General features: G+C 60.5%; 22 protein-coding genes and 1 pseudogene. 4 read left to right on the top strand and 19 right to left on the bottom strand.

Going from position 1 to position 17215, the window contains the following annotated elements; genetic code table 11:
- Window positions 1-6 precede the first annotated feature (6 nt).
- Both AMK00_RS23635 and AMK00_RS23630 read right to left on the bottom strand, forming a co-directional pair.
- Entirely contained in the window at window positions 7-276 is a 270-nt protein-coding gene (locus AMK00_RS23635) for a type II toxin-antitoxin system prevent-host-death family antitoxin (RefSeq protein ID WP_008536018.1), read from the bottom strand.
- Between the two features lie 158 nt (window positions 277-434).
- On the bottom strand, window positions 435-917 hold the full coding sequence (locus AMK00_RS23630; RefSeq protein WP_064811987.1) for a hypothetical protein: 483 nt from the start codon (window positions 915-917) through the stop codon (window positions 435-437).
- Between the two features lie 501 nt (window positions 918-1418).
- Between AMK00_RS23630 and AMK00_RS23625 the strand changes: the two genes are divergently transcribed.
- Window positions 1419-1724, top strand: a complete 306-nt coding sequence (locus AMK00_RS23625) for a WGR domain-containing protein (RefSeq protein WP_012489498.1) — start codon at window positions 1419-1421, stop codon at window positions 1722-1724.
- Between the two features lie 81 nt (window positions 1725-1805).
- On the opposite strand, the gene AMK00_RS32705 is transcribed toward AMK00_RS23625, so the two are convergent.
- The 5 genes and pseudogenes from AMK00_RS32705 to AMK00_RS33220 all read right to left on the bottom strand — a co-directional run.
- Window positions 1806-1973 (bottom strand): hypothetical protein, encoded by a 168-nt coding sequence (locus AMK00_RS32705; RefSeq protein WP_167377216.1) that lies wholly within the window; start codon window positions 1971-1973, stop codon window positions 1806-1808.
- Window positions 1974-2318: 345 nt separating this feature from the next.
- Window positions 2319-2642 carry a DUF736 domain-containing protein gene (locus AMK00_RS23620; RefSeq protein ID WP_004676095.1) on the bottom strand — a complete coding sequence of 108 codons (324 nt, stop codon included), beginning with the start codon at window positions 2640-2642 and terminating at the stop codon, window positions 2319-2321.
- 605 nt (window positions 2643-3247) lie between these two features.
- Window positions 3248-3646 carry a type II toxin-antitoxin system VapC family toxin gene (locus tag AMK00_RS23615; RefSeq protein ID WP_064811986.1) on the bottom strand — a complete coding sequence of 133 codons (399 nt, stop codon included), beginning with the start codon at window positions 3644-3646 and terminating at the stop codon, window positions 3248-3250.
- Complete coding sequence (locus AMK00_RS23610) at window positions 3643-3909, bottom strand: type II toxin-antitoxin system Phd/YefM family antitoxin (RefSeq protein ID WP_004676093.1); 267 nt, start codon at window positions 3907-3909, stop codon at window positions 3643-3645. Before AMK00_RS23610 ends, AMK00_RS23615 begins: the two co-directional genes overlap by 4 nt.
- A gap of 385 nt (window positions 3910-4294) precedes the next feature.
- Window positions 4295-4554: pseudogene (locus AMK00_RS33220) on the bottom strand (toprim domain-containing protein); the annotation flags it as partial.
- 310 nt (window positions 4555-4864) lie between these two features.
- Here AMK00_RS33220 and AMK00_RS23600 point away from each other — a divergent pair.
- The 3 genes from AMK00_RS23600 (at window position 4865) to AMK00_RS23590 (ending at window position 7581) form a co-directional block, all read left to right on the top strand.
- Window positions 4865-6055 carry a DUF1173 domain-containing protein gene (locus tag AMK00_RS23600; RefSeq protein WP_064811984.1) on the top strand — a complete coding sequence of 397 codons (1191 nt, stop codon included), beginning with the start codon at window positions 4865-4867 and terminating at the stop codon, window positions 6053-6055.
- Window positions 6056-6566: 511 nt separating this feature from the next.
- Entirely contained in the window at window positions 6567-7013 is a 447-nt protein-coding gene (locus AMK00_RS23595) for a DNA-binding protein (RefSeq protein ID WP_225881772.1), read from the top strand.
- On the top strand, window positions 7003-7581 hold the full coding sequence (locus AMK00_RS23590) for a PIN domain-containing protein (RefSeq protein WP_064811982.1): 579 nt from the start codon (window positions 7003-7005) through the stop codon (window positions 7579-7581). The genes AMK00_RS23595 and AMK00_RS23590 overlap by 11 nt, the downstream gene beginning before the upstream one ends.
- Window positions 7582-7624: 43 nt before the next feature.
- Here AMK00_RS23590 and virB11 read toward each other — a convergent pair whose 3' ends face one another.
- Genes virB11 through AMK00_RS23535 form a run of 12 tightly spaced genes read right to left on the bottom strand, consistent with a single transcriptional unit; the run spans window position 7625 to window position 17213 of the window.
- Entirely contained in the window at window positions 7625-8653 is a 1029-nt protein-coding gene (gene virB11 / locus AMK00_RS23585; protein WP_010008207.1) for a P-type DNA transfer ATPase VirB11, read from the bottom strand.
- Window positions 8654-8661: 8 nt separating this feature from the next.
- Window positions 8662-9834, bottom strand: coding sequence for a type IV secretion system protein VirB10 (gene virB10 / locus AMK00_RS23580; RefSeq protein ID WP_064811981.1), 1173 nt, complete (start codon window positions 9832-9834; stop codon window positions 8662-8664).
- Window positions 9835-9842: 8 nt separating this feature from the next.
- Window positions 9843-10700: a P-type conjugative transfer protein VirB9 gene (gene virB9 / locus AMK00_RS23575; protein ID WP_064811980.1), complete on the bottom strand. Its 858-nt coding sequence runs from the start codon at window positions 10698-10700 to the stop codon at window positions 9843-9845.
- Window positions 10697-11368 (bottom strand): virB8 family protein, encoded by a 672-nt coding sequence (locus AMK00_RS23570; RefSeq protein ID WP_064811979.1) that lies wholly within the window; start codon window positions 11366-11368, stop codon window positions 10697-10699. The genes virB9 and AMK00_RS23570 overlap by 4 nt, the downstream gene beginning before the upstream one ends.
- 1 nt (window position 11369) lies before the next feature.
- A complete protein-coding gene (locus AMK00_RS33215; RefSeq protein WP_080771758.1) occupies window positions 11370-11651 on the bottom strand; it encodes a hypothetical protein in 282 nt (93 codons plus the stop codon).
- A 39-nt stretch (window positions 11652-11690) separates the two neighbouring features.
- The gene (locus AMK00_RS23565; protein WP_040111793.1) at window positions 11691-12623 is read right to left on the bottom strand and encodes a type IV secretion system protein; all 933 of its coding nucleotides are present in this window, start codon (window positions 12621-12623) and stop codon (window positions 11691-11693) included.
- A gap of 3 nt (window positions 12624-12626) precedes the next feature.
- Window positions 12627-12860 carry an EexN family lipoprotein gene (locus AMK00_RS23560; protein WP_010007459.1) on the bottom strand — a complete coding sequence of 78 codons (234 nt, stop codon included), beginning with the start codon at window positions 12858-12860 and terminating at the stop codon, window positions 12627-12629.
- Window positions 12857-13558, bottom strand: coding sequence for a P-type DNA transfer protein VirB5 (virB5, locus tag AMK00_RS23555; protein WP_064811978.1), 702 nt, complete (start codon window positions 13556-13558; stop codon window positions 12857-12859). The genes AMK00_RS23560 and virB5 overlap by 4 nt, the downstream gene beginning before the upstream one ends.
- Window positions 13555-15921 carry a VirB4 family type IV secretion/conjugal transfer ATPase gene (locus tag AMK00_RS23550; protein WP_064811977.1) on the bottom strand — a complete coding sequence of 789 codons (2367 nt, stop codon included), beginning with the start codon at window positions 15919-15921 and terminating at the stop codon, window positions 13555-13557. Before AMK00_RS23550 ends, virB5 begins: the two co-directional genes overlap by 4 nt.
- On the bottom strand, window positions 15914-16252 hold the full coding sequence (locus tag AMK00_RS23545) for a type IV secretion system protein VirB3 (RefSeq protein WP_009997888.1): 339 nt from the start codon (window positions 16250-16252) through the stop codon (window positions 15914-15916). The genes AMK00_RS23550 and AMK00_RS23545 overlap by 8 nt, the downstream gene beginning before the upstream one ends.
- A 5-nt stretch (window positions 16253-16257) precedes the next feature.
- Window positions 16258-16557 carry a TrbC/VirB2 family protein gene (locus AMK00_RS23540; protein ID WP_009997887.1) on the bottom strand — a complete coding sequence of 100 codons (300 nt, stop codon included), beginning with the start codon at window positions 16555-16557 and terminating at the stop codon, window positions 16258-16260.
- Complete coding sequence (locus AMK00_RS23535) at window positions 16554-17213, bottom strand: lytic transglycosylase domain-containing protein (RefSeq protein WP_064811976.1); 660 nt, start codon at window positions 17211-17213, stop codon at window positions 16554-16556. The genes AMK00_RS23540 and AMK00_RS23535 overlap by 4 nt, the downstream gene beginning before the upstream one ends.
- Window positions 17214-17215: the final 2 nt, after the last annotated feature.

Raw genomic sequence — 17215 nt, 5'->3', positions numbered from 1 at the left:
GTGGTTTTATGAGCGGCCCACCTCGTCCTCGCCGGCATAGGCGTCGACGGCGTTTTCGAGTTCGGCAAAAAGCTCGTCGGGCATCGTTTCGATAGTGCCGACGGTGCGTCGGTCTGCCTGCCTGATCAGTTGCTGATAATCTTCGATATTGAGGAGAACCAGCCGGGGTTTGTTCCGCTGGGTGATCGTCACCGGATGACGCAGCGCCTCGGCGATGATGTCGCCGGATTTACGTGAGAGGTCGCTGGTTGAATACGTCCCGCTTGGCTTCGGCATATGGGCTTCCTTGTTGCTATCGCTGGGATTTACAGCATTTACAACATTACTGCGATTGTTGTGAAACTTCGCAGCCGTCCTTCCTCGGCTCACTTGAGGGCCATCGGCAACTGAGAGGCAACCTCGTCTGTCGCCTCTCAGTATGTGAGATGGTGCTGCTACCACCATGACCAAACGGCGCGCCCCGCATAGACCGGGATGCGAGTTGCCAACGTGATATCCTTGATGATCGGCGCCAGCGAGCCGAGTTCGTCCGCAATCAGCGCAACGAGCTCAGGATAGTTGATATCGACGCCAGTGTCGTCGGCAGCCCAAGCGCTCATCCAATCGCCGCCGTTGACGCGGAATTCATGCGTGTCGTAATCAATTTCGAGTTCGTCCAGCAGATTGATAGTGAAGCGCCCGAAAATCTCGATCTCGCCCTCCAGCTGATATTCGGCGAATTCATCCTCCCCGATGAGAACACTTCGTTCCAATTCCATGATGACGCGGATCCGATCGATTGCCGCGTCGAGCCCCTCAACCAGGCGATGGTGAAGCTCTCGTGAAAAATCGCTGTCGCAGCCGAAGCGGTTTGCCAGGACGACGAGCCGGAAGCCGGCAAGCTTGGTGTAGAGCATGAGGTTCTGATCGGTTGTCATAATGTGATCTCCTTCATCTTGATGACGGAGACCGGCCACTCTGTTGCGAAGAGGGGTCAAGGACCGCGGAACGCGGCTCGCAAGCGGGGGAACCGATTTTTCCAGAGCGCAGTGAAACGCAGCAGCGGAAAAATTGGGAGGCGCGCCGTCCTTGACGCCGGATTTGCTGGAGTAAAATTGGACGTCAGAGAGAGAAGAGACCCGCGGACCCGAAGGGTACGCGACCGTTTCCGGCGTGAGCCGGCAGCAGGTGTCGAGGATAGAACCCCGCCCTGCGGCTGGGCAATTCGCTCACGTCATTCCGCGAGAGGGGGCGTGACCGGAGGCGCAGACGGTGTTCGGGCTCCGTGAGCGGAGCGAATAGCACCCGGCCGGCGATTGGCCGGCTCGCCCAAATCCATGATCTTCGGCTTCGACGATCATCACAAAAATGAATCGGTGTGGGCCGATCGATTCATAAGTGTCGTTAGACGCAAAAGCTGGAAGAGGCGACTCTCCGTCATGCTCACTCAACCCTATCAGCTCTACATCGAACGCACGGACGCGACGAAAAACATGGCGCGCTTCTACGCGCTCGCAATCGAACCGACGTTGTTCGGCACACCTTGCCTGACGCGGCGATGGGGACGCATCGGAACGATCGGACAAGCCATGGTGCATCACTTCGACAGAGAGGAGGATGCAGTCCGTATGTTCCTCGAACTTCTCCGATCAAAACGGGCGCGCGGCTATAGGCCGAACACAAATGCCGGACGGGAACCCATGGTCCGGGCTGTCCGCGGAAGTCTTCCTGGTCCTTGCCGGTAATTATCGGCGTGAAGCGCAGCTTCGGGTCGACGCGCCGGTCGATCCGGCGCGCCGGCCCAGGCGAGGAGGCAAACGCCGCCCTCAGAAGGGTGGCGCGGCGTCGATGGCGCCCTCCTGCTCGGCGATCGCTACCCCCAGTTCGGCCCGAGCGATCTCCAGCTCCGCTTCGATCTGGCGGCGCTCAGCCGGATCGGCGTTCCTGAGCTCGGCCCGCAGTTCCTCAACCTGAATTTCGAGTGGAATCGTCATCGTCGTCATCTCCTGAAATGTGAAAGATGACGCCCGGGGTCGTGAGGATCGGGCCGGGTCAAGGATCGCGTCAGCGACCGGCGGAGCCGGCGAGCGGAGGAACCGATTTTCTGACGGTGCCCTTCAGGGCGTCGGCTGAAAATTGGAGGGGCCGCGAAGTCCTTGAGGCGGCACGAGCCTCACGGCAGACTTCAAGTATCTGAGCAGCCAGTGTCCTTGGTCTCGTGTGGCACGACAGGAGGATTGAAAGCGGGCTCGATGCCCGCTTTCAATCCCGCTGTTGCGCGCAAAACCTGAGATACGGCGAAGCCGGCCCCGATTGCTCGGGGCCGCTCGCTTTGTTCTTCAGTTCGGGCTGTTCCAGAGGATCACCTTCTTGCTCGGATCGCCGCCGGGTGCCGGTGCGAGATTGCCGAAGATCACACCGATCTCGGGGGCCTCAAGCTTCACTGAGAGGTATTCCTCGCCGGTCTGCCGCGCGATGCGGTTCCAGGCGGCGCCGATCTCGAAGCCCGTCTTGCGGTGGATGACGCGGTAGTCGGGCGCTTCTTCGCTTGCCTTGCTGGCATTTGGGACGATGGCGATCGGGGCGTTGACCCGGATCGTGGCGAAGACGCCTTCGAGGATGCCGTCGGTCTTCTGCGTGAGCGTTGCGATCGTGGTGGCCATGGTTGTTGTCTCCTTCGGTTGCTCAGGACCATTCCCGATGGCGCACGAAGAGACGGCCGACCTGCTGCGGTCAGCTCGCCTGAAAATTTTGCAAAATTCTATTTTCCACCAGGATAAACGAACCGAAATCGAATTTTGCAAAAATTTCGGGCGAGTCTTACCCCTTCAGGGGTTGGCCGCCAAAGCAGGCGGTCGTCTATACGAGCGATATAAAACAGGAATGGTTCGGGGCAATCGAAGGAGACAACAACCATGGCCCCCCGGTCCAAGCACTGGGGGATATTGGCCGCACACTCCACGGACGCTTCGCCCGCATGTCGATCAACATAATACCCTCGCCCGCTCCCGGCTGCGGCAGGCTGTGAGCACCTCGATAACATTTCTGCTGATCGGCGAGGTCGCCGCGGCACCGCATTGCCGTTTGCAGACCGTGCTCCAATCCCGGGTGAAGCTGTTCACGCGGGCGTCGAATGAGTGATCTTCCCCAAACGTGCCCGCTCCCAAGCACCTGAGCCGCCGATGGGTCGCCAGGTACATCGCCATTGGCAAACACGCAACCGGAACGATCTGAGCCGGCTTCATCCGCGGAGCCAAGCTCGGTGAGATCACAAGGCAACAGGATCGGAGCAAGTCACAAACGGAATGCCATAAAGCGCGACATTTTGATCGTCCGAAACCAAATACGCTCCCTCCGCCCCGGCTTGCGCCATGAGCAGATGATCGAAAGGATCGCGGTGATGAAGTGGAAGAGCAGCGAGAGCGATAAGATGCGCGTCCGAGATATCCAGCCGGTCGAAACCTTGATCCGGCAAAATCGCAACAATCTCTTCGATATCGGCATCAAGTTTGCCGATGCGCAGCTTCACAGTGATTTCCCAAAGGGAGACAGCACTGACGAGGACATCATTCTCGGGATCGCCGATAAGGCGACGCGCATAGTTCCCTAGCTTCTCGTCGTCGTTCAGCCACCACAGCAAGGCATGTGTATCGAGCAGCAGCCTCACGTCCCGTCTTCCATGGACTTCAGAACATCCGCCGGCAGACCATCGAAGTCATCGGCAACTTTGATCTTTCCGCGCAGCGCGCCTGGTTTCCGCATGACGACGCCGGCTGACGGCGGGCCGATTTCGGCGACAACCTTGTGATGGGACGTCAGGACGAACCGCTGGCCGTCTTCGACCTGCTTGAGGAAAGACGTCAGGTTGCCGCGAAATTCCCGCACGCCGACACGGCGGGGAGATGGTATCTGCTGCCGAGATTGGGTCATGGCGAAGCTCCGTTTCAACGGCAAATGTGTACACAATTTTTACGAAATGCAAGCATCTCCTTCAGCCGTATGGACAGATGGCGCTTACGCGCCATCTCCCGCCGCTTGCCAAACGGAGATGCCAAGTCGGCGGGCCTTGTCGGCCAGATTGCCGGTAATGCCGGAGCCGGGGAAGATGACGACGCCAGCCGCATGACCGAGAGCATGTCGTCATTGCGGCGGGAAGCCAGGGGAAGAAACCTGAGCGACCCGCTGAAGGCCCGCCCGCCGCATGGTAAGGGTCGCCTCTCGGCAGGCCCGCGGGCGGGCGCCTACCCGTGCGGCGACCGGCAGAGACCGGCCATCCTGTAGGCCCTCACGCCCTCACCTTCCCCGTCCGGCTCGATCATGCGGGCAGAAAGGCCAGAGCGTTTTCCAGAACGAGCTGCGCCCTGAGATTAGCAATGAGCCGTTCCGGGCTGAGCCGGCGCAGATCCTCGTTGAAGTCGCCGAGCTCCGGGGCAAGCACTAGCGGCAGGATCCCCAGCGCCTGGGCGCGGCAGCTCAATCCCTCGATACGTGCCGGCCGGCCGCATCGACGTCAGCTGCGATGTAGAGACGCCGGCAGCCATCGGGCAGTCGGAAGGCGGCAAGGTGATTGGCGGTTCAGCGCCGGCCGGCTCGAAGGGCTGGGTAGCCCGCGATTAGAACTCACTTTATGCTGGCGCAGCCTCTACATTTTGACGGGCTGATGTCTAATCAACGCACCGTTGACTTCTAATTATCATGATCGTTAATTTTAATTTTTGGAGGCTGGAATGCACGTATCTTCTTTCCTGCCTATGGCGTTGAAATCGGCCCCAGCGGCCGTAACATTTACATACTAACTAATTTGCGCTAGTAAAGTCCGCGAAGCTCATGCTACGCCTTCCTTTTACGGCTCGATCAGCCTTTGGTCAGGCAAGGGAGGAACGACGTGCGACAGTTTTTGATCGGCAACCAGGCGTTCGACGACAGTTCTCCAGAGTTTCTGCCGCAGCTCGAACGCGCTTACGAACAGAAGCTCAGGCCATCTTGCCCGTGTCGGCAACCGCCGGTGCCGATGTACATTGCCCGGATGGATGGCCAATTCCTGATCAAACGCATGCCGCTCTCAGGCCGGCAGCATGATCCCGGCTGCTCGTCTTACGACCCGCCGTATGAGCTATCCGGCCTCGGGCCGTTGATCGGCAACGCCATCCAAATCGACGCGGCGACCGGTGCGGCAACGCTGAAACTCGATTTTTCGCTGTCGAAACGAGGGGGCCGATCGACGTCGACATCGCCTTCGGAGCCGTCGGAGACTGTGCGAAGCGAGCCCAAGAAGCTCTCGCTCAGCGCGATGCTCCATTATCTCTGGGACATGGGGGAGCTGACGGAATGGACCTCGCTATGGGCCGGGAAACGCGGCTGGGGGCGCGTGCGCAGCAGTCTGGTGAACGCGGCAAAGCAGATGATCGTCCGCGGCGGCCCTCTCAGCGATATCTTGTTTGTCCCGGAAGTGTTTCATCAGGACGACAAAGAGGGGATTTCAGCGCGGCGTGCGGCTATGTTGGCCGGCGCCCAGTTAACCGGTCCCGGTCCGCGGAAACTGATGATGACCGTCGGAGAGGTAAAGGAATTTTCCTCAGCGCGCGATGGCCAGAAGATGCTGGTGCGCCACCTGCCTTTCCCCTTCATGCTCGATGAGGGTGCGTGGAAACGGTTGAATGCCCGATATGAAACCGAACTGGAACTGTGGCGATCCAACGAGGGGTTTCATCTCATCGTCATCGCCACGTTCGGCATTTCGGGAGCGGGGATAGCTTCGGTCGAGGAAGTGGCGCTGATGGTGGTCAACGAGAACTGGATCCCGTTCGAAACCATCCATGAACAGCGTCTCCTGGAGCGGCTCTCAAGCCTGAAGCGAAGAAGCGTGAAAGGACTCCGGTTCGATCTTTCGCGCGACCAGCCGATTGCCTCCGTGACCTTACCGGAGGCAAAGCCAGCGCCGATCGCCATGTTCATCGTTCCGACGAAGGCCGACGAAGACTATGACGTTGCACTGAATGAGATGATCGCCGCGAGAGCCGAGATGACGCCGTGGATCTGGCGTGTGGCCGACGGCGAAATGCCGCGGCTGCCATGATCCACACCAGCCTCCTTGGTCAGCGACGTAGGCGCCCTAAAAGGAAGCCATCGCCCGGGCGATTTCGACTGCGTGAAGCTATATTCCGGTCAAATCGGCCCAGAGAACTCTCTGCCATTTCTGCATAGCTGCACTGCACAAAAAAATGTTTTACCAAGCGGTCAAAATATGAGCATATTGCCTCCAGTTGATGCAGTCGATGGTTTTCCTCCCAGTGCCATCGTATCAGCTGTTCCCCTCTGGAGGTTATTGACCTTCACACCTTAAAGGGCCCTGGTTTTCCAGCGGCCCTATTTTTCTGCATAGTTGGTGAGACGGCCCCCTTTGCATTGCACGATCACATCGGAAGCGGAGCGCTTGCCGTTGGCGGTAACCGCTTCAAGTTGGCGGGTCGAGCTCGTTCGCCGCGCGCTCCTATGGCACCCGGAAATCGGAGATGGAAAGCGGAAGATATTTCAGTTATTGCAGTTATGAGCGACTTGCCCTATATACATGGTCAGAGGTGTTCGCCATGACCAGCCATGTTCTTCAATTTACCAAATTGTCGGATCGCGACCGCAAGGCCGTCGCGCCTATGCCAAATCTGGCGGAGGGCGACCAACTGGAACTACGGATTCGCCGTGAAAGTGGACAACTTCAAACCCTTTCTCTTCCAGCCTCGGCTCTCGCGCCTGTCGAGGCACTCCTCGATCATCTGTTGCGCGGCGAACGTGTTGCCCTGCTCACGGAAGATCAGGAATTGAGCCCGGCCGACGCCTCCACCATCCTCGGCATCTCACGTCCTCTCGTGGTGCTGCGCATGGATCGCGGCGATCTGCCCTTCCGCTATGTCGGCAAGCACCGCCGAGCCAAGTTGAAGGATGTTCTCTCGCTCAAGGCCAAGCTCGATGCTCGCCAGAAAAGCCTCGACGCGCTGGCCGAGGACACAGAGGATCTGATCGTCAATCATGGCCTCTAAGCCGCCTGTCGCGGTCTATGATGCCTGCGTCCTCTACCCTTTCCATTTGCGTAATGTCTTGGTCCAGTGTGCTTTCGACGGTCTCGTCGACGCACGCTGGACCGACGACATCCACGCCGAGTGGATTCGCAATCTGGCCATCGGCTCACCCGAGATACCCTTCCCCCGTCTGGAAGCGACCCGTGATCGGATCAAAAAAGTCTTGCCCGATGCCGATGTCGGCAACCACCGAATTCTCATCCCCGACCTCTCGCTACCGGATCCGGATGATCGTCATGTTTTAGCTGCAGCCATCGCCGGAAAGGCTTCTGTGATTGTCACGTGGAATCTCAAGGATTTCCCAGCCGCGGACCTTCGGCCTCATGGGGTGGCCTGCGTATCGCCAGACAATTTCCTCGTGGGCCTCCATTCCACCTTTTCGAGCGCATTGATCGACAGCATCAGGCGCGCCCGGTTGAATTTACGCAAGACGGTGCCGGCGGTTCACGAATTCATTGATGCACTGGACCATCAGGGACTCCGCGCGTTTTCAGTGGTCCTGCGTGAGAAGGCCGCACAATTGGACTGACGGTCGAGACCGACAGAATTGTTAGAGGCCCGGACGCAACCCGTTAAGCTCGATCCGACGAAGAGCGGCCGAGGTCAGTCGCGGCGTCTCGATAGTAAATCTCGCTCACGCGAAACCGGCCGTCGATCCGTTTGCATTGGATGATGATGTCGACCGCGATCGTCAACATCTCGCGGATGTCGTGCCGTTCGAGGTCCCCACCACCCTCCGACTCCTTGACCAGCAAAGTCAGCTGCTCAAAGGCGAGGCGGGCGGAGTCGGCATGGACCGTGGTGATCGAGCCAGGATGGCCGGAGTTGACATTGCGGATGTAGTAGAAGGCCGTGCCGTCTCGGAGCTCCTGAAGTAGGATGCGGTCGGGCCGCATGCGCAAGCAGGATTCCAGCAGATCCTTCGCATCGACTTTAGACAATCCCTGGCCGCCTTTGGAATAGAACAGTCGAACGTGGTTGGGCTGCGGGACCACCAGTTCCGGAGTGTCTTCGATCGAAATAATCCGCTCGCTTTGCGGAATGTGGCGGATCAGCGCTTTCGATAGAGTTGTTTTTCCCGACCCGGTGGCGCCGGAGATGATGATGTTCTTTCTTGCAAACACCGCCTCCCGGAGAAACGCCTTGTAGGCACCGATGCGATAGTATTCCAACAGCCTATGGTCTGATCGTCGCCCGTCGTCTTGGGCCGGCACAACATCGGCGAACAATCCCCCATGATCGAGATCCTCCAGGGTCAACGACACGGAGGATGGCTTACGGATGGTGATGCTGACGGTTCCCTTCGTCGTTGCCGGCGGGATGACGATCTGAATTCGCTCATCATCCGGCAAGGTCGCCGACAGGATCGGTCGCGTCTCGTCGATCGACTGATTGGAGAAGCTCGCGACCGAGCGGGCGAGACGCATCAACCTGTCGAAAGAGAGTTCGGGCATCTCATAAGTCTGCCATCCCTCCCTACCCTCCGTGACGACCTGCCCCGGCCGGTTGACGATGACCTCATAGAGCGTCTTGTCGCGCAGGAAGCGTGATAGCGGCGAAAGCAGTTCTCGCACGACGCCGGAGTCGGCAGCTTCAGTCATTGCCGAACCTATTTTGTCACGAGCTTCGAGGAGGGGCCGAAATCCCCAAGCACGGCGCGGTCATAGACGCGATTGCGGGGCTCCGTCACGCGAAGCCGATAGACGCTGGAGAAATCGAGATCGCGTGCGACGAAGATCGAAACGAGCTCGCCCTGATGTTTCATCAGGGTCGGGGGAATGTTGATCGACTGCTCGACGGCGATCGCCGCGGCCTGCTGACCGGCGCTGGTGGTATTTTGCGCTTCGACGTCGCTGTCCTGCAGCCGGCTGCTGGCATAGGAACTGGCATCACCGACGATCGACAGGAGCATTGCGCTGCCGAACCGCTCCCACCAATGGGTGTCCACATAGCCGTCGATGCCCGCCCGGCCAAGCGCATCGGTTGCCGGCGATGCCAGCGTGATGATCACGCCTTTCGGCGTCTTCGCCCGGTTCCAGAGAACGAACACGCGCTTTTGCCCGCGGCGAATGCCGCCGCGATATTCGCCGACGACCTGCGTGCCTTTTTCCATCAGCACAACGCGGCCGTTATCTGAAAGAACGTCCCGGTTGATGACGCAGCTCGTGAACCCCGGCTGATCGGAGGAGAGCGCGGTCTCGAGAACGCAAGGAATGGATGTCCCCATTGCGACGATGAAATCGCGATTGCCCAACGTCCCTGCACGCGATCCCTGCAATTGCGTCGGCGTCAGCAAGCGGTTGAAGCGCTGATCTTCGTTTTCGCCCTGCGAGGCGAAGCCGCCGGGATTGGCGCCGAGCGGCACGTAATTCGAGGCCTGATCCGCCGCCGCATTCTGATCCTGCCGCCGCGTCGCCGGCGATTTCTCGCCGCCATAGGCGATGACCGGCGCACGGCGGGCAGCGTCGAGCAGCTTGTCATCGTCGGTCGGCGCCTGCTCGGCGGCGACAGGCGTCGGGAGCTGAACCTGCGGCGGTGTCGCCACCGGCTGTGGCTCCTTCGCCGGTTCGAAATCCGATGTCTGCCGGATGACAACGCGCTCCGGCTGGGCACCGTCTGACGGCTTGTCCTGCCCTCGCATCGACCAGAGAGCGAACGTGACAAAGGCGACGATCGCCAAGGCGACAGCGCCGCGTTTGAGGATCGGGTTATTGTCGAGCCGGCTGCCGGCCGACGTCTCGGCACGCTCGCCCGGAATTTGGGTAATCTCTTCCTCGGCCATGTCACCTCCTATTGCGCCGCGCCGGGCGGCATTTTGACGACGCGCTCGACCGATGGTGACGTCGTGTTGGTCTCGGGATTGGTGCCGACGCGATCGTAGGCTTCGTTGAAGACGCAAAGCACGTCGCCGCCACGGCGCAGTATGAACTTGCGGCTGATCGCGTGAGCGAGGACGAGATTGCCGTCGACTGACTTCGGAACCAGGCTTTCGCTGCCGTCGGAGTTTTCCATATAAATCGCCGGCATTTCCTGGTTGCCGGCAAAGGCGAAGGTGGTGACCTTGCCGTTGTCATAGACCGCTTGCGGTTCGAGCACCTGGGACCCTTGCGCCGTATAACGCCAGTTGCGCGGTCCATAAGCTTCGTGAAGGGCAAGCACGCGATCAGCCTCGCCGGCCTGTGCCGCCTGCGCGCGCGCAGCTGCTTCCTGCCGGCGCCGCTCCGCCTCATCAGCGGGATAGCGGTATTTTACATAGAAATAGGTGTTCTGACCGGCTTCGACGCTGCCGTCGCGGACGGTGAGTTCCATCTGATAGCTGCGGGTCGAGCCGTCCCGTCGTGTCGTCACGACCGAGATATTCGTCACCGGCTGATTTTCCCTGGGCTTCAGGAACAGGATGTTGCCGGCCGGCGCCACTTCCCAAGCAACGCTGTTGCCAAGCGCCACATGAGCGATTTCCTCGTCGGCGGCGAATTCGATTTGCACCGAAGACCGCAGTGTGCCGACGACTTTGGTGATGTTATAGGGCTGGTAGTCGACGAAACGGATGCGGCTGTCCTGCACGGCGCCGCGCGGCGTCTCGAGGGCGAGCGCTGCAGACGAAAACCCGGTGGCCAGGATGAGCGGAAGGAGAAAGTGCGGTCTCAATTGATGGCCTCCGGATCGGCGCGATATTCGCTGACGACGAAGCCGAGCGGATTGGTCAGCCGGTCGGTCGAGGACATCGGAGCGTTGGCATAGGAGAAGGTCAGGGTCGTAACCCAGTGCGTGGTGCGCACCTCGTCACCGCGGGTCACGGTCCTCATATAGCGGACGGATGCCACATTGGCGTTGATCAGCGAGATGGAAACAATGTTGATCCGCGACGTGGCGCTGCGGCCATAAATGTTCTGCGGGGAATCGGGATTGCTGCCGCGGTAGACTGCGGCAAATCGAGTCTGTTCCGGCTGCGTCGACAGCAAGGCGACGGTGCGGAAATTCTCCTCGCCCTCGCTCCAGACGTAGCCCTCGCGGGCGCGGACATATTTGGCCGCGAAATATTTGGTGACGGCCTCGTCGTAGGTGCCGGCGGTGGATGTCAGCGCCGAGACCACATCGACGATACCGGTGGAATTATCGACCCGCACGACGAAGGGCTCGACGGTTTTTAAAGGAGTGAGGCCGGCAACGGCAAAGACGGAAACGGCAGCAAGCGTGCCGGCGCAAGCAGCGATGAACCAAGCGATGCGGGCGGAACGCTCGACCTGGATCATCCGGTCCTGATCGAACCGGCGGGCCTTGTCGAAGTAACTTTTGAGGTTATTCGTGGTCACCATGTCATTCGCCCTCGCATGGACGGTAGGAGCCCGCGACATCGAAATGCGCGAAAGCGGCCGGTGTGGCTGAAGATGGTTCCGGCACATAGGCGGCGGCGTGACTGGTCGGCTCAGCGGGAACGGCCCGGGTCGCCGGCTGCTCGCCTCCACTGTCCTGCCATTGCCACATGGCGCGGTTCAGCGGCCGGCGGGAATAACCATCACATTTGGGCAACGGGTGGGAAATCGAACCGCAGCCTAAGAGGCCAGCGGTCAGAAAAAGCGATAAAACGATTCGGAGCATCCCTAAAACCTGTTCAATTAGCTGAAGCATTGGGGGCCGTCATTCCGTCCGGCCTGGAGTCAGACGGCGGCCGACGGAACGCGCGCCGCGGCCGACCGCTCTGACTGTGTGGGATGTCGTCCAGGCGAGCGTGCTTTCATGCGCATCGCGGGCAGCGCCGTAGCCATAGGTGAGCGACGCCCCGCCCGCCGCAAGAGCCGAAGCAATGCCGGGCAGTTGGTAGAAGACATAAAGAGCGGCAAGGCAGATGGCGCAGAGCGCGATCGGCCGCATCAGGACGTCGCTATAGCCTTCGATCGCCGTAAACGTCGTGTCGATGCAGGTGATCAGCAGCGAACCGATGGCAACGACCAGAACCTGAAGGATGACGAAATTGACGAGCTGGCCGATCCAGGATTCGGTGAACCGGCGGGTCGACCGGAACATGGCGAGCCCGATGAAGATCGGTCCGATGGCCAGCACAATGGCAAGCGCCAGCCGGGCATAAAGCGAGACGATGTAGCCGATCGCCGCGACGATGAAACTCGCACCGATGACCATCATGCCGCCGATGCCGGTGACGATATCGACCGGCCAGGAGGCACGCGACCAGATCTCATAGGCGCATTTCTGGCCCTTATCGAGCAGGCTGTCGAAGGTCGATGCGCTCGGCGCCGTGCCGGAGTTCAGCGCCTGCGAGATTTCGCGCGGCAGCGCATCGAAAAAGATATTGGTGACGTAGGTTTGATACTCGCCGGCATTCCTGACCAGCATGACGATGATGGCGAGCTTCATTGCGCGGAAGGCGAATTCGAGTATCGGTTCCTGCACGGAGCCGCGCAGAACGAGATAGCCGTAGAGCACGACATAGAGCGTGAGTGCCGCCGTCAGCGGGCCGCTGACCCAGCTGGCAATATTTGACGTGCCCGAGGAAATGAAGTTCTCGAGCGGTGCCTTGAACTGCCCATCGACGAAGCTGAAGACCTGATACATCGCTCAGCCCCCGAGCGACTTGCGCATGCGCTCCAGCCGCAGCTTGCCGTCGGCGGCCTCGGCGTTGCAGCAATTGGGCGTATCTCGGAGTTCGCCGGGATTGTTGCGGCATTCGACGATGATTTTCGCGAGCAGAGCATCGTCCGCCATGAACTCATCGACCGTGTAAATCTTCTCCGCCTGCGGGGAGCAGGCCGCCAGAAAAAGCATTCCCGCGCTAGAAAGAAGCCGCTTCATTTGAGCGCCGCTCCCATCGTGTCCATGCGCTTGCGCCAGTCCTCAGCCTTGCGTTGGTCATCGACCTGCACCTGGGCCTGCTGGACCATCTGCAGGCCCTGCATGCGCAAGACGTCGGTTTGCAAGAAGGCGGTTTCAGCCTGGAGGCGGGCCTGCAGATCGGCGATGTCCTTGGCGTCGGCCGCACCGGAGATTTTCTGGCGAAGCTCATCGATGCCGTCGATGCGCTTGGTCGCCGCATCGTAGATCTGCTGGCCGAGGCTCATCTGGCCGGCGTTCTGGTTCTGGATGCGCGACAGTTCCTGCGCATAGAAATCATCGGCATCGGTGCGATAGCTGGAGTTATCCTGAAGGAATTTCGAAGCGGAACTGCCGAAGACGCCGCTGCCGGAACCTTTGAACAGGCCTTCGATCGCGTTGAAGTCCTGCGGAAGCGCCTTGCGGATCGACGGATCGTTCAGCAGGTTGGCGACGTCGGCCATGTTGGTGATCTTGTTCAGCGATCCATAGAGCTGCTGGGCCTGCTGGAGCTGCTGGTTCAGGGTGTCGAGCTGGGACTTCAGCTGCGTAATGCTCTCGATCTGCTTGGCGATCGATGTCTGATCGATGACGGGGATGCCCTGCGCCGATGCCAGCACCGCCGACGCCAAAAGAGCGGCCGATACGAACAATGGCCGCATCGTTCCTGTACGGATCATGCTGTCTTCCTCCTCTGGTGAAACACGGCAAGCCAGTCCTCCCGTCCCTCGCCGATCTCCGATCGGATGGCATCGGCAAGCTCGACATTGGCCGTCCGGCCGGAGAGGATGGCGAGCTCGTCGTCGAAGCCGCTGAGGTTCAATTCGGCGACAACGCTGTTGTGCCCCTGCTTGACGATGAACCGGCGGCTTTCGACGGAGAGCTCTCGTGAGACGAGCTCGAATTCGCGCTCAGTCAGCTTGAAGCCGTCGACATAGTCGGCGCGGTCGCCGCGCGGGTTCGGAAGAAAGATCTGGGTCGGGCACTGCTCGATGATCGTGTGGGCGATCGGCGATACGATGGCGTCGCGCGGGCTCTGGGTCGCAAACAGCATGAGACCGTTCTGCTTGCGGATGGTCTTGAGCTTGTTCTGGGCGAGATCGCGAAAACCTTCGTCCTGCAGCGCCTTCCAGAACTCGTCGATGACGATGATGATGCGACGCCCGTCGATCAGCTGCTCGATACGATTGAACAGGTACGCCATCAACGGCGTGCGGATCTCCTCGTTGTCGAGGAAATCGGTCATGTCGTAGCCGATGAACCTGGCGCCAATGCCGATATCGTCGGCTTCGTTGTCGAAGACCCAGCCAAGCGGCCCGCCCCTCTCCCAGCGTCGCAGACGTGCGGCAATGCCCTCGGGATCGGTGTTGTTGAGGAAGGTGCGCAGGGCGCCGATGGAGCGACGCTCCACCGGCAGGTCCGCCACCCCGTCGACCGCCGAGGCGATGTCGCGCAACTCGGTGATCGATAGTTCGCCAGATCCGGATCGGACCAGCTTGGCGATCCAACCGGTGAGGAATATTTTGTTTTCCGCAGTGAATTCCAGTGCTTTCAACGGCGCGCAGCCGGTGGCGACACCATTCCTCAGCGGCAGATAAGTACCGCCGGCTGCGCGTACGAAGAGGTCGGCGCCGCGGTCCTTGTCGAAGAAGACCATATGCGGATCGTGCTTTTCGAGCTGCGACAGCATGAAGTTCAACAGCACCGTCTTGCCCGTACCCGACGGGCCGCAGACGAAACTGTTGCCGAGATCGCCGTGATGAAAGTTGAAATAGAAGGGTGAGCCGGACGCGCTCTTGAGCATGGCGACCGCCGGTCCCCACTCGTTGCCGTCCTTCTTGCCTGCCGGATAGGAATGATAGGGCGCCAGGGCTGCGAAGTTGCGCGACGTGATCGCGCCCGAGCGCGCGCGATAGCGGAAATTGCCCGGCAATTGCGCCCACCAGGCGGCCTCGAGCCCGAGATCCTCGCGGGCGACGACCGAGCCGCCGCTGGTGAGGTAGACGCGCGCCTTACCCATGTGATCGGTCAGCTCCTTGACCGAGGGCGCGAAGACGGCAAGCGCAAGGTGATGTTCCCCAAGAACGAAGCGATTGGATTCGAGATCGTCCATCGCCTCGCCGAGTTCCTCGATCTGCGAGGCTGCCTTGTCGCCGGCGCTGACCATCTGGTTCTGCTTGCGGCCCATGATCGTGCGGGCATCGGCCTTTGAGGTGAAGGCAAAGGACTGCGTCAGGATGAGCTCGAAAGGTGCCGTCAGGATAGCGTCGAGCATGCCGCTGCGCGTGGTCGCCGGATATTCCTTGAAGCCGAACATGCCGGCATAGCGGCTGTCGGCCTCGTGACGGATCTCGACGGTCTCGCGCCCGAAAATTACCCGGTCGGAATAGATCGCCGAGGAAATTCGTCCGTCCGTCAACGGAATCGGTTCCCGCCGGCCGCCGACGATCTGGTGGAGCACTTCGCTCGGCTCGGAGAACAGGATGCCGTCATGTTCGTGAAGCGTGAGCTGCCGCGGCCCGAAGCGCTGCAGGCCGGCGACGACATCCGCCACGCGGTCACGCAGATGCTTCAGAGCCTGCCCGTCGAGCTCGGTATCGGATCGGCGGGCCTTGCGCAGCCGGGAGAGAAGCTTGGCCGCCTTTTCGGCAGGATCCCGGCCGGGATGCCAGACAAGGGTGAGGTAGAGATTGTTGCGAAACAGGTCTTCCCTCACCATCCGCTCCCGATATCTCGCGTTCAGACCGTCGGAGAAGGGATTGGCGAAGCGTCCCTCGGGATAGGCATTGTCGCGGCGGCGCACGACATGCGTCCAGAGCGCCAGCCGCTCGTCGGCGATATTGCGGTAGAGCGTGTTCAGGCTGCGGTGCAGGCCGTTGAGGTCCCTGACGTCTGATGTTTCGAAGGAAACGCCGTCGAGAGCGATCATTGTCATCAACGCTCGGGATTCGAGCGCAATGGTCGTCTCGTCGACATGCCTGACGTAGGGAATGAAGGTCTGCGGCCCGAGCTCGCGCGACCGGAGCGTCGCAATGTTAGACAAAGCTGAGATCCCTTTCGTCATAACGTCGGGTGAGCGTCAGAGGCGAGAGCGTGGTGCCGCCCCAATAGGCCGCATTGCGGGAGCGGCCACGGGTTTCGATCCACGCAATCAGGATCCGAAACATGTTGTGGTCGTGCTTGACGAGCGCCCGGAACACGACGTGGAAGACGACGCCGATCAGCGCATAGGCGATCGACCCCGCTGTGATATAGAGAATGGTCGTCAGCATGATGTTGACGCCCATCGCCTCCATCGTCACGCCTGCGATCATCGCCGGGCGGGTGCAGGCGAGGAACAGGATGTCTTCTTCGAGGCTGGGAGCGCTTGCCATGCCGGTCAGCCTCCGACGATGGTGTTGACCAGCTCGGTGGCGCCAAAAATGCCGCCGATCCCGATAATCCAGAAGCCGGCCCGCCTCAAATCCATGTAGCCAAACATCCAGGCAATGCAGATGATGATGACGGCGATGACGGCCAGCAGACGGGCGATATTGCCGGTCAGCATGTCGACGATGTTCTGCAGCACGGTTTCGATGCCGGCGGCCTGGGCGAAGGCTGGCTCGACCAGGCACATGACAATGGCGACCGCCATCAGCGTGGATGCCGCAAGGGGGCGAAGTCTGGCTTTGGATATCATTCACTCTGCTCCGATCGATCATTCTGGAAAACGAGAACCGAGGATTGCCGACCTGAGCTGAAAACATCCCAGGATGTGGCCTCGGCGGTTTGGAAGGATTGCTTCGCAAGCGCCGGCGCCACCTGATCTTGCGTCGGCTCTCCAGGCCCGGCCCGGCCATCGGGCTCGCCAATCACAAGGGAGGCAGCAATCGGCGATAACCGCTTTGCTTCCTGGCGTACCTGCTCGTCATATTTGACCATGGCGCCGAGGGATGGATCATCGCGGCCGTAGTAGGACTGGAGCATCACCCTTTCGGCCTGAGCCGGATCCCCCGCGCGTAATGCGGCGCGGTAGTATCCGTCGAGAAGCCTGGCCGTCGCATTGAGGTTCAGGCAGGGATCAAAGGCGTCGGCCACGGATAGCTTCAGTTTTTGAAGGTCCTCTATCGCGATGCCGCCGAGCCCGATCTGAATAGCCTGGTGATCGGCAATCAGAGACGTCGCAATCTCAATCGCCTCCGCCTTCGATCCGGGTTGGGCGGCGAGTGGCGGGCCGCTGTTGATGCGAATGGCGAAAGGCTGAAAACGGCTCTCAAGGCTGACAATGCCGGCCAGCGTCTCGACCTGAACCATCGGCGCACAGGTTTGCGCGATTTCGACGAATGCAGCACCCATCG

The sequence above is a fragment of the Rhizobium sp. N621 genome, assembly GCF_001664325.1.
Lineage (GTDB): Bacteria > Pseudomonadota > Alphaproteobacteria > Rhizobiales > Rhizobiaceae > Rhizobium > Rhizobium esperanzae.
The sequence above is the reverse complement of the archived record's forward strand: the minus strand, read 5'-3'. Positions and strand labels throughout refer to the sequence as shown.

Bases quoted from the DNA above. Each gene is read 5' to 3' on its own strand.
- AMK00_RS23570 (WP_064811979.1), bottom strand. From the start codon at position 11,368: ATGGTGACCACGAATAACCTCAAAAGTTACTTCGACAAGGCCCGCCGG.
- AMK00_RS32705 (WP_167377216.1), bottom strand. From the start codon at position 1,973: ATGACGATTCCACTCGAAATTCAGGTTGAGGAACTGCGGGCCGAGCTC.
- virB5 (WP_064811978.1), bottom strand. From the start codon at position 13,558: ATGATCCGTACAGGAACGATGCGGCCATTGTTCGTATCGGCCGCTCTT.
- virB11 (WP_010008207.1), bottom strand. From the start codon at position 8,653: ATGACTGAAGCTGCCGACTCCGGCGTCGTGCGAGAACTGCTTTCGCCG.
- AMK00_RS23630 (WP_064811987.1), bottom strand. From the start codon at position 917: ATGACAACCGATCAGAACCTCATGCTCTACACCAAGCTTGCCGGCTTC.
- virB10 (WP_064811981.1), bottom strand. From the start codon at position 9,834: ATGGCCGAGGAAGAGATTACCCAAATTCCGGGCGAGCGTGCCGAGACG.
- AMK00_RS23560 (WP_010007459.1), bottom strand. From the start codon at position 12,860: ATGAAGCGGCTTCTTTCTAGCGCGGGAATGCTTTTTCTGGCGGCCTGC.
- AMK00_RS23635 (WP_008536018.1), bottom strand. From the start codon at position 276: ATGCCGAAGCCAAGCGGGACGTATTCAACCAGCGACCTCTCACGTAAA.
- AMK00_RS23620 (WP_004676095.1), bottom strand. From the start codon at position 2,642: ATGGCCACCACGATCGCAACGCTCACGCAGAAGACCGACGGCATCCTC.
- AMK00_RS23610 (WP_004676093.1), bottom strand. From the start codon at position 3,909: ATGACCCAATCTCGGCAGCAGATACCATCTCCCCGCCGTGTCGGCGTG.
- AMK00_RS23565 (WP_040111793.1), bottom strand. From the start codon at position 12,623: ATGTATCAGGTCTTCAGCTTCGTCGATGGGCAGTTCAAGGCACCGCTC.
- AMK00_RS23545 (WP_009997888.1), bottom strand. From the start codon at position 16,252: ATGGCAAGCGCTCCCAGCCTCGAAGAAGACATCCTGTTCCTCGCCTGC.
- AMK00_RS23590 (WP_064811982.1), top strand. From the start codon at position 7,003: ATGGCCTCTAAGCCGCCTGTCGCGGTCTATGATGCCTGCGTCCTCTAC.
- AMK00_RS23535 (WP_064811976.1), bottom strand. From the start codon at position 17,213: ATGGGTGCTGCATTCGTCGAAATCGCGCAAACCTGTGCGCCGATGGTT.
- AMK00_RS23595 (WP_225881772.1), top strand. From the start codon at position 6,567: ATGACCAGCCATGTTCTTCAATTTACCAAATTGTCGGATCGCGACCGC.
- AMK00_RS23540 (WP_009997887.1), bottom strand. From the start codon at position 16,557: ATGATATCCAAAGCCAGACTTCGCCCCCTTGCGGCATCCACGCTGATG.
- AMK00_RS23625 (WP_012489498.1), top strand. From the start codon at position 1,419: ATGCTCACTCAACCCTATCAGCTCTACATCGAACGCACGGACGCGACG.
- AMK00_RS33215 (WP_080771758.1), bottom strand. From the start codon at position 11,651: ATGCTCCGAATCGTTTTATCGCTTTTTCTGACCGCTGGCCTCTTAGGC.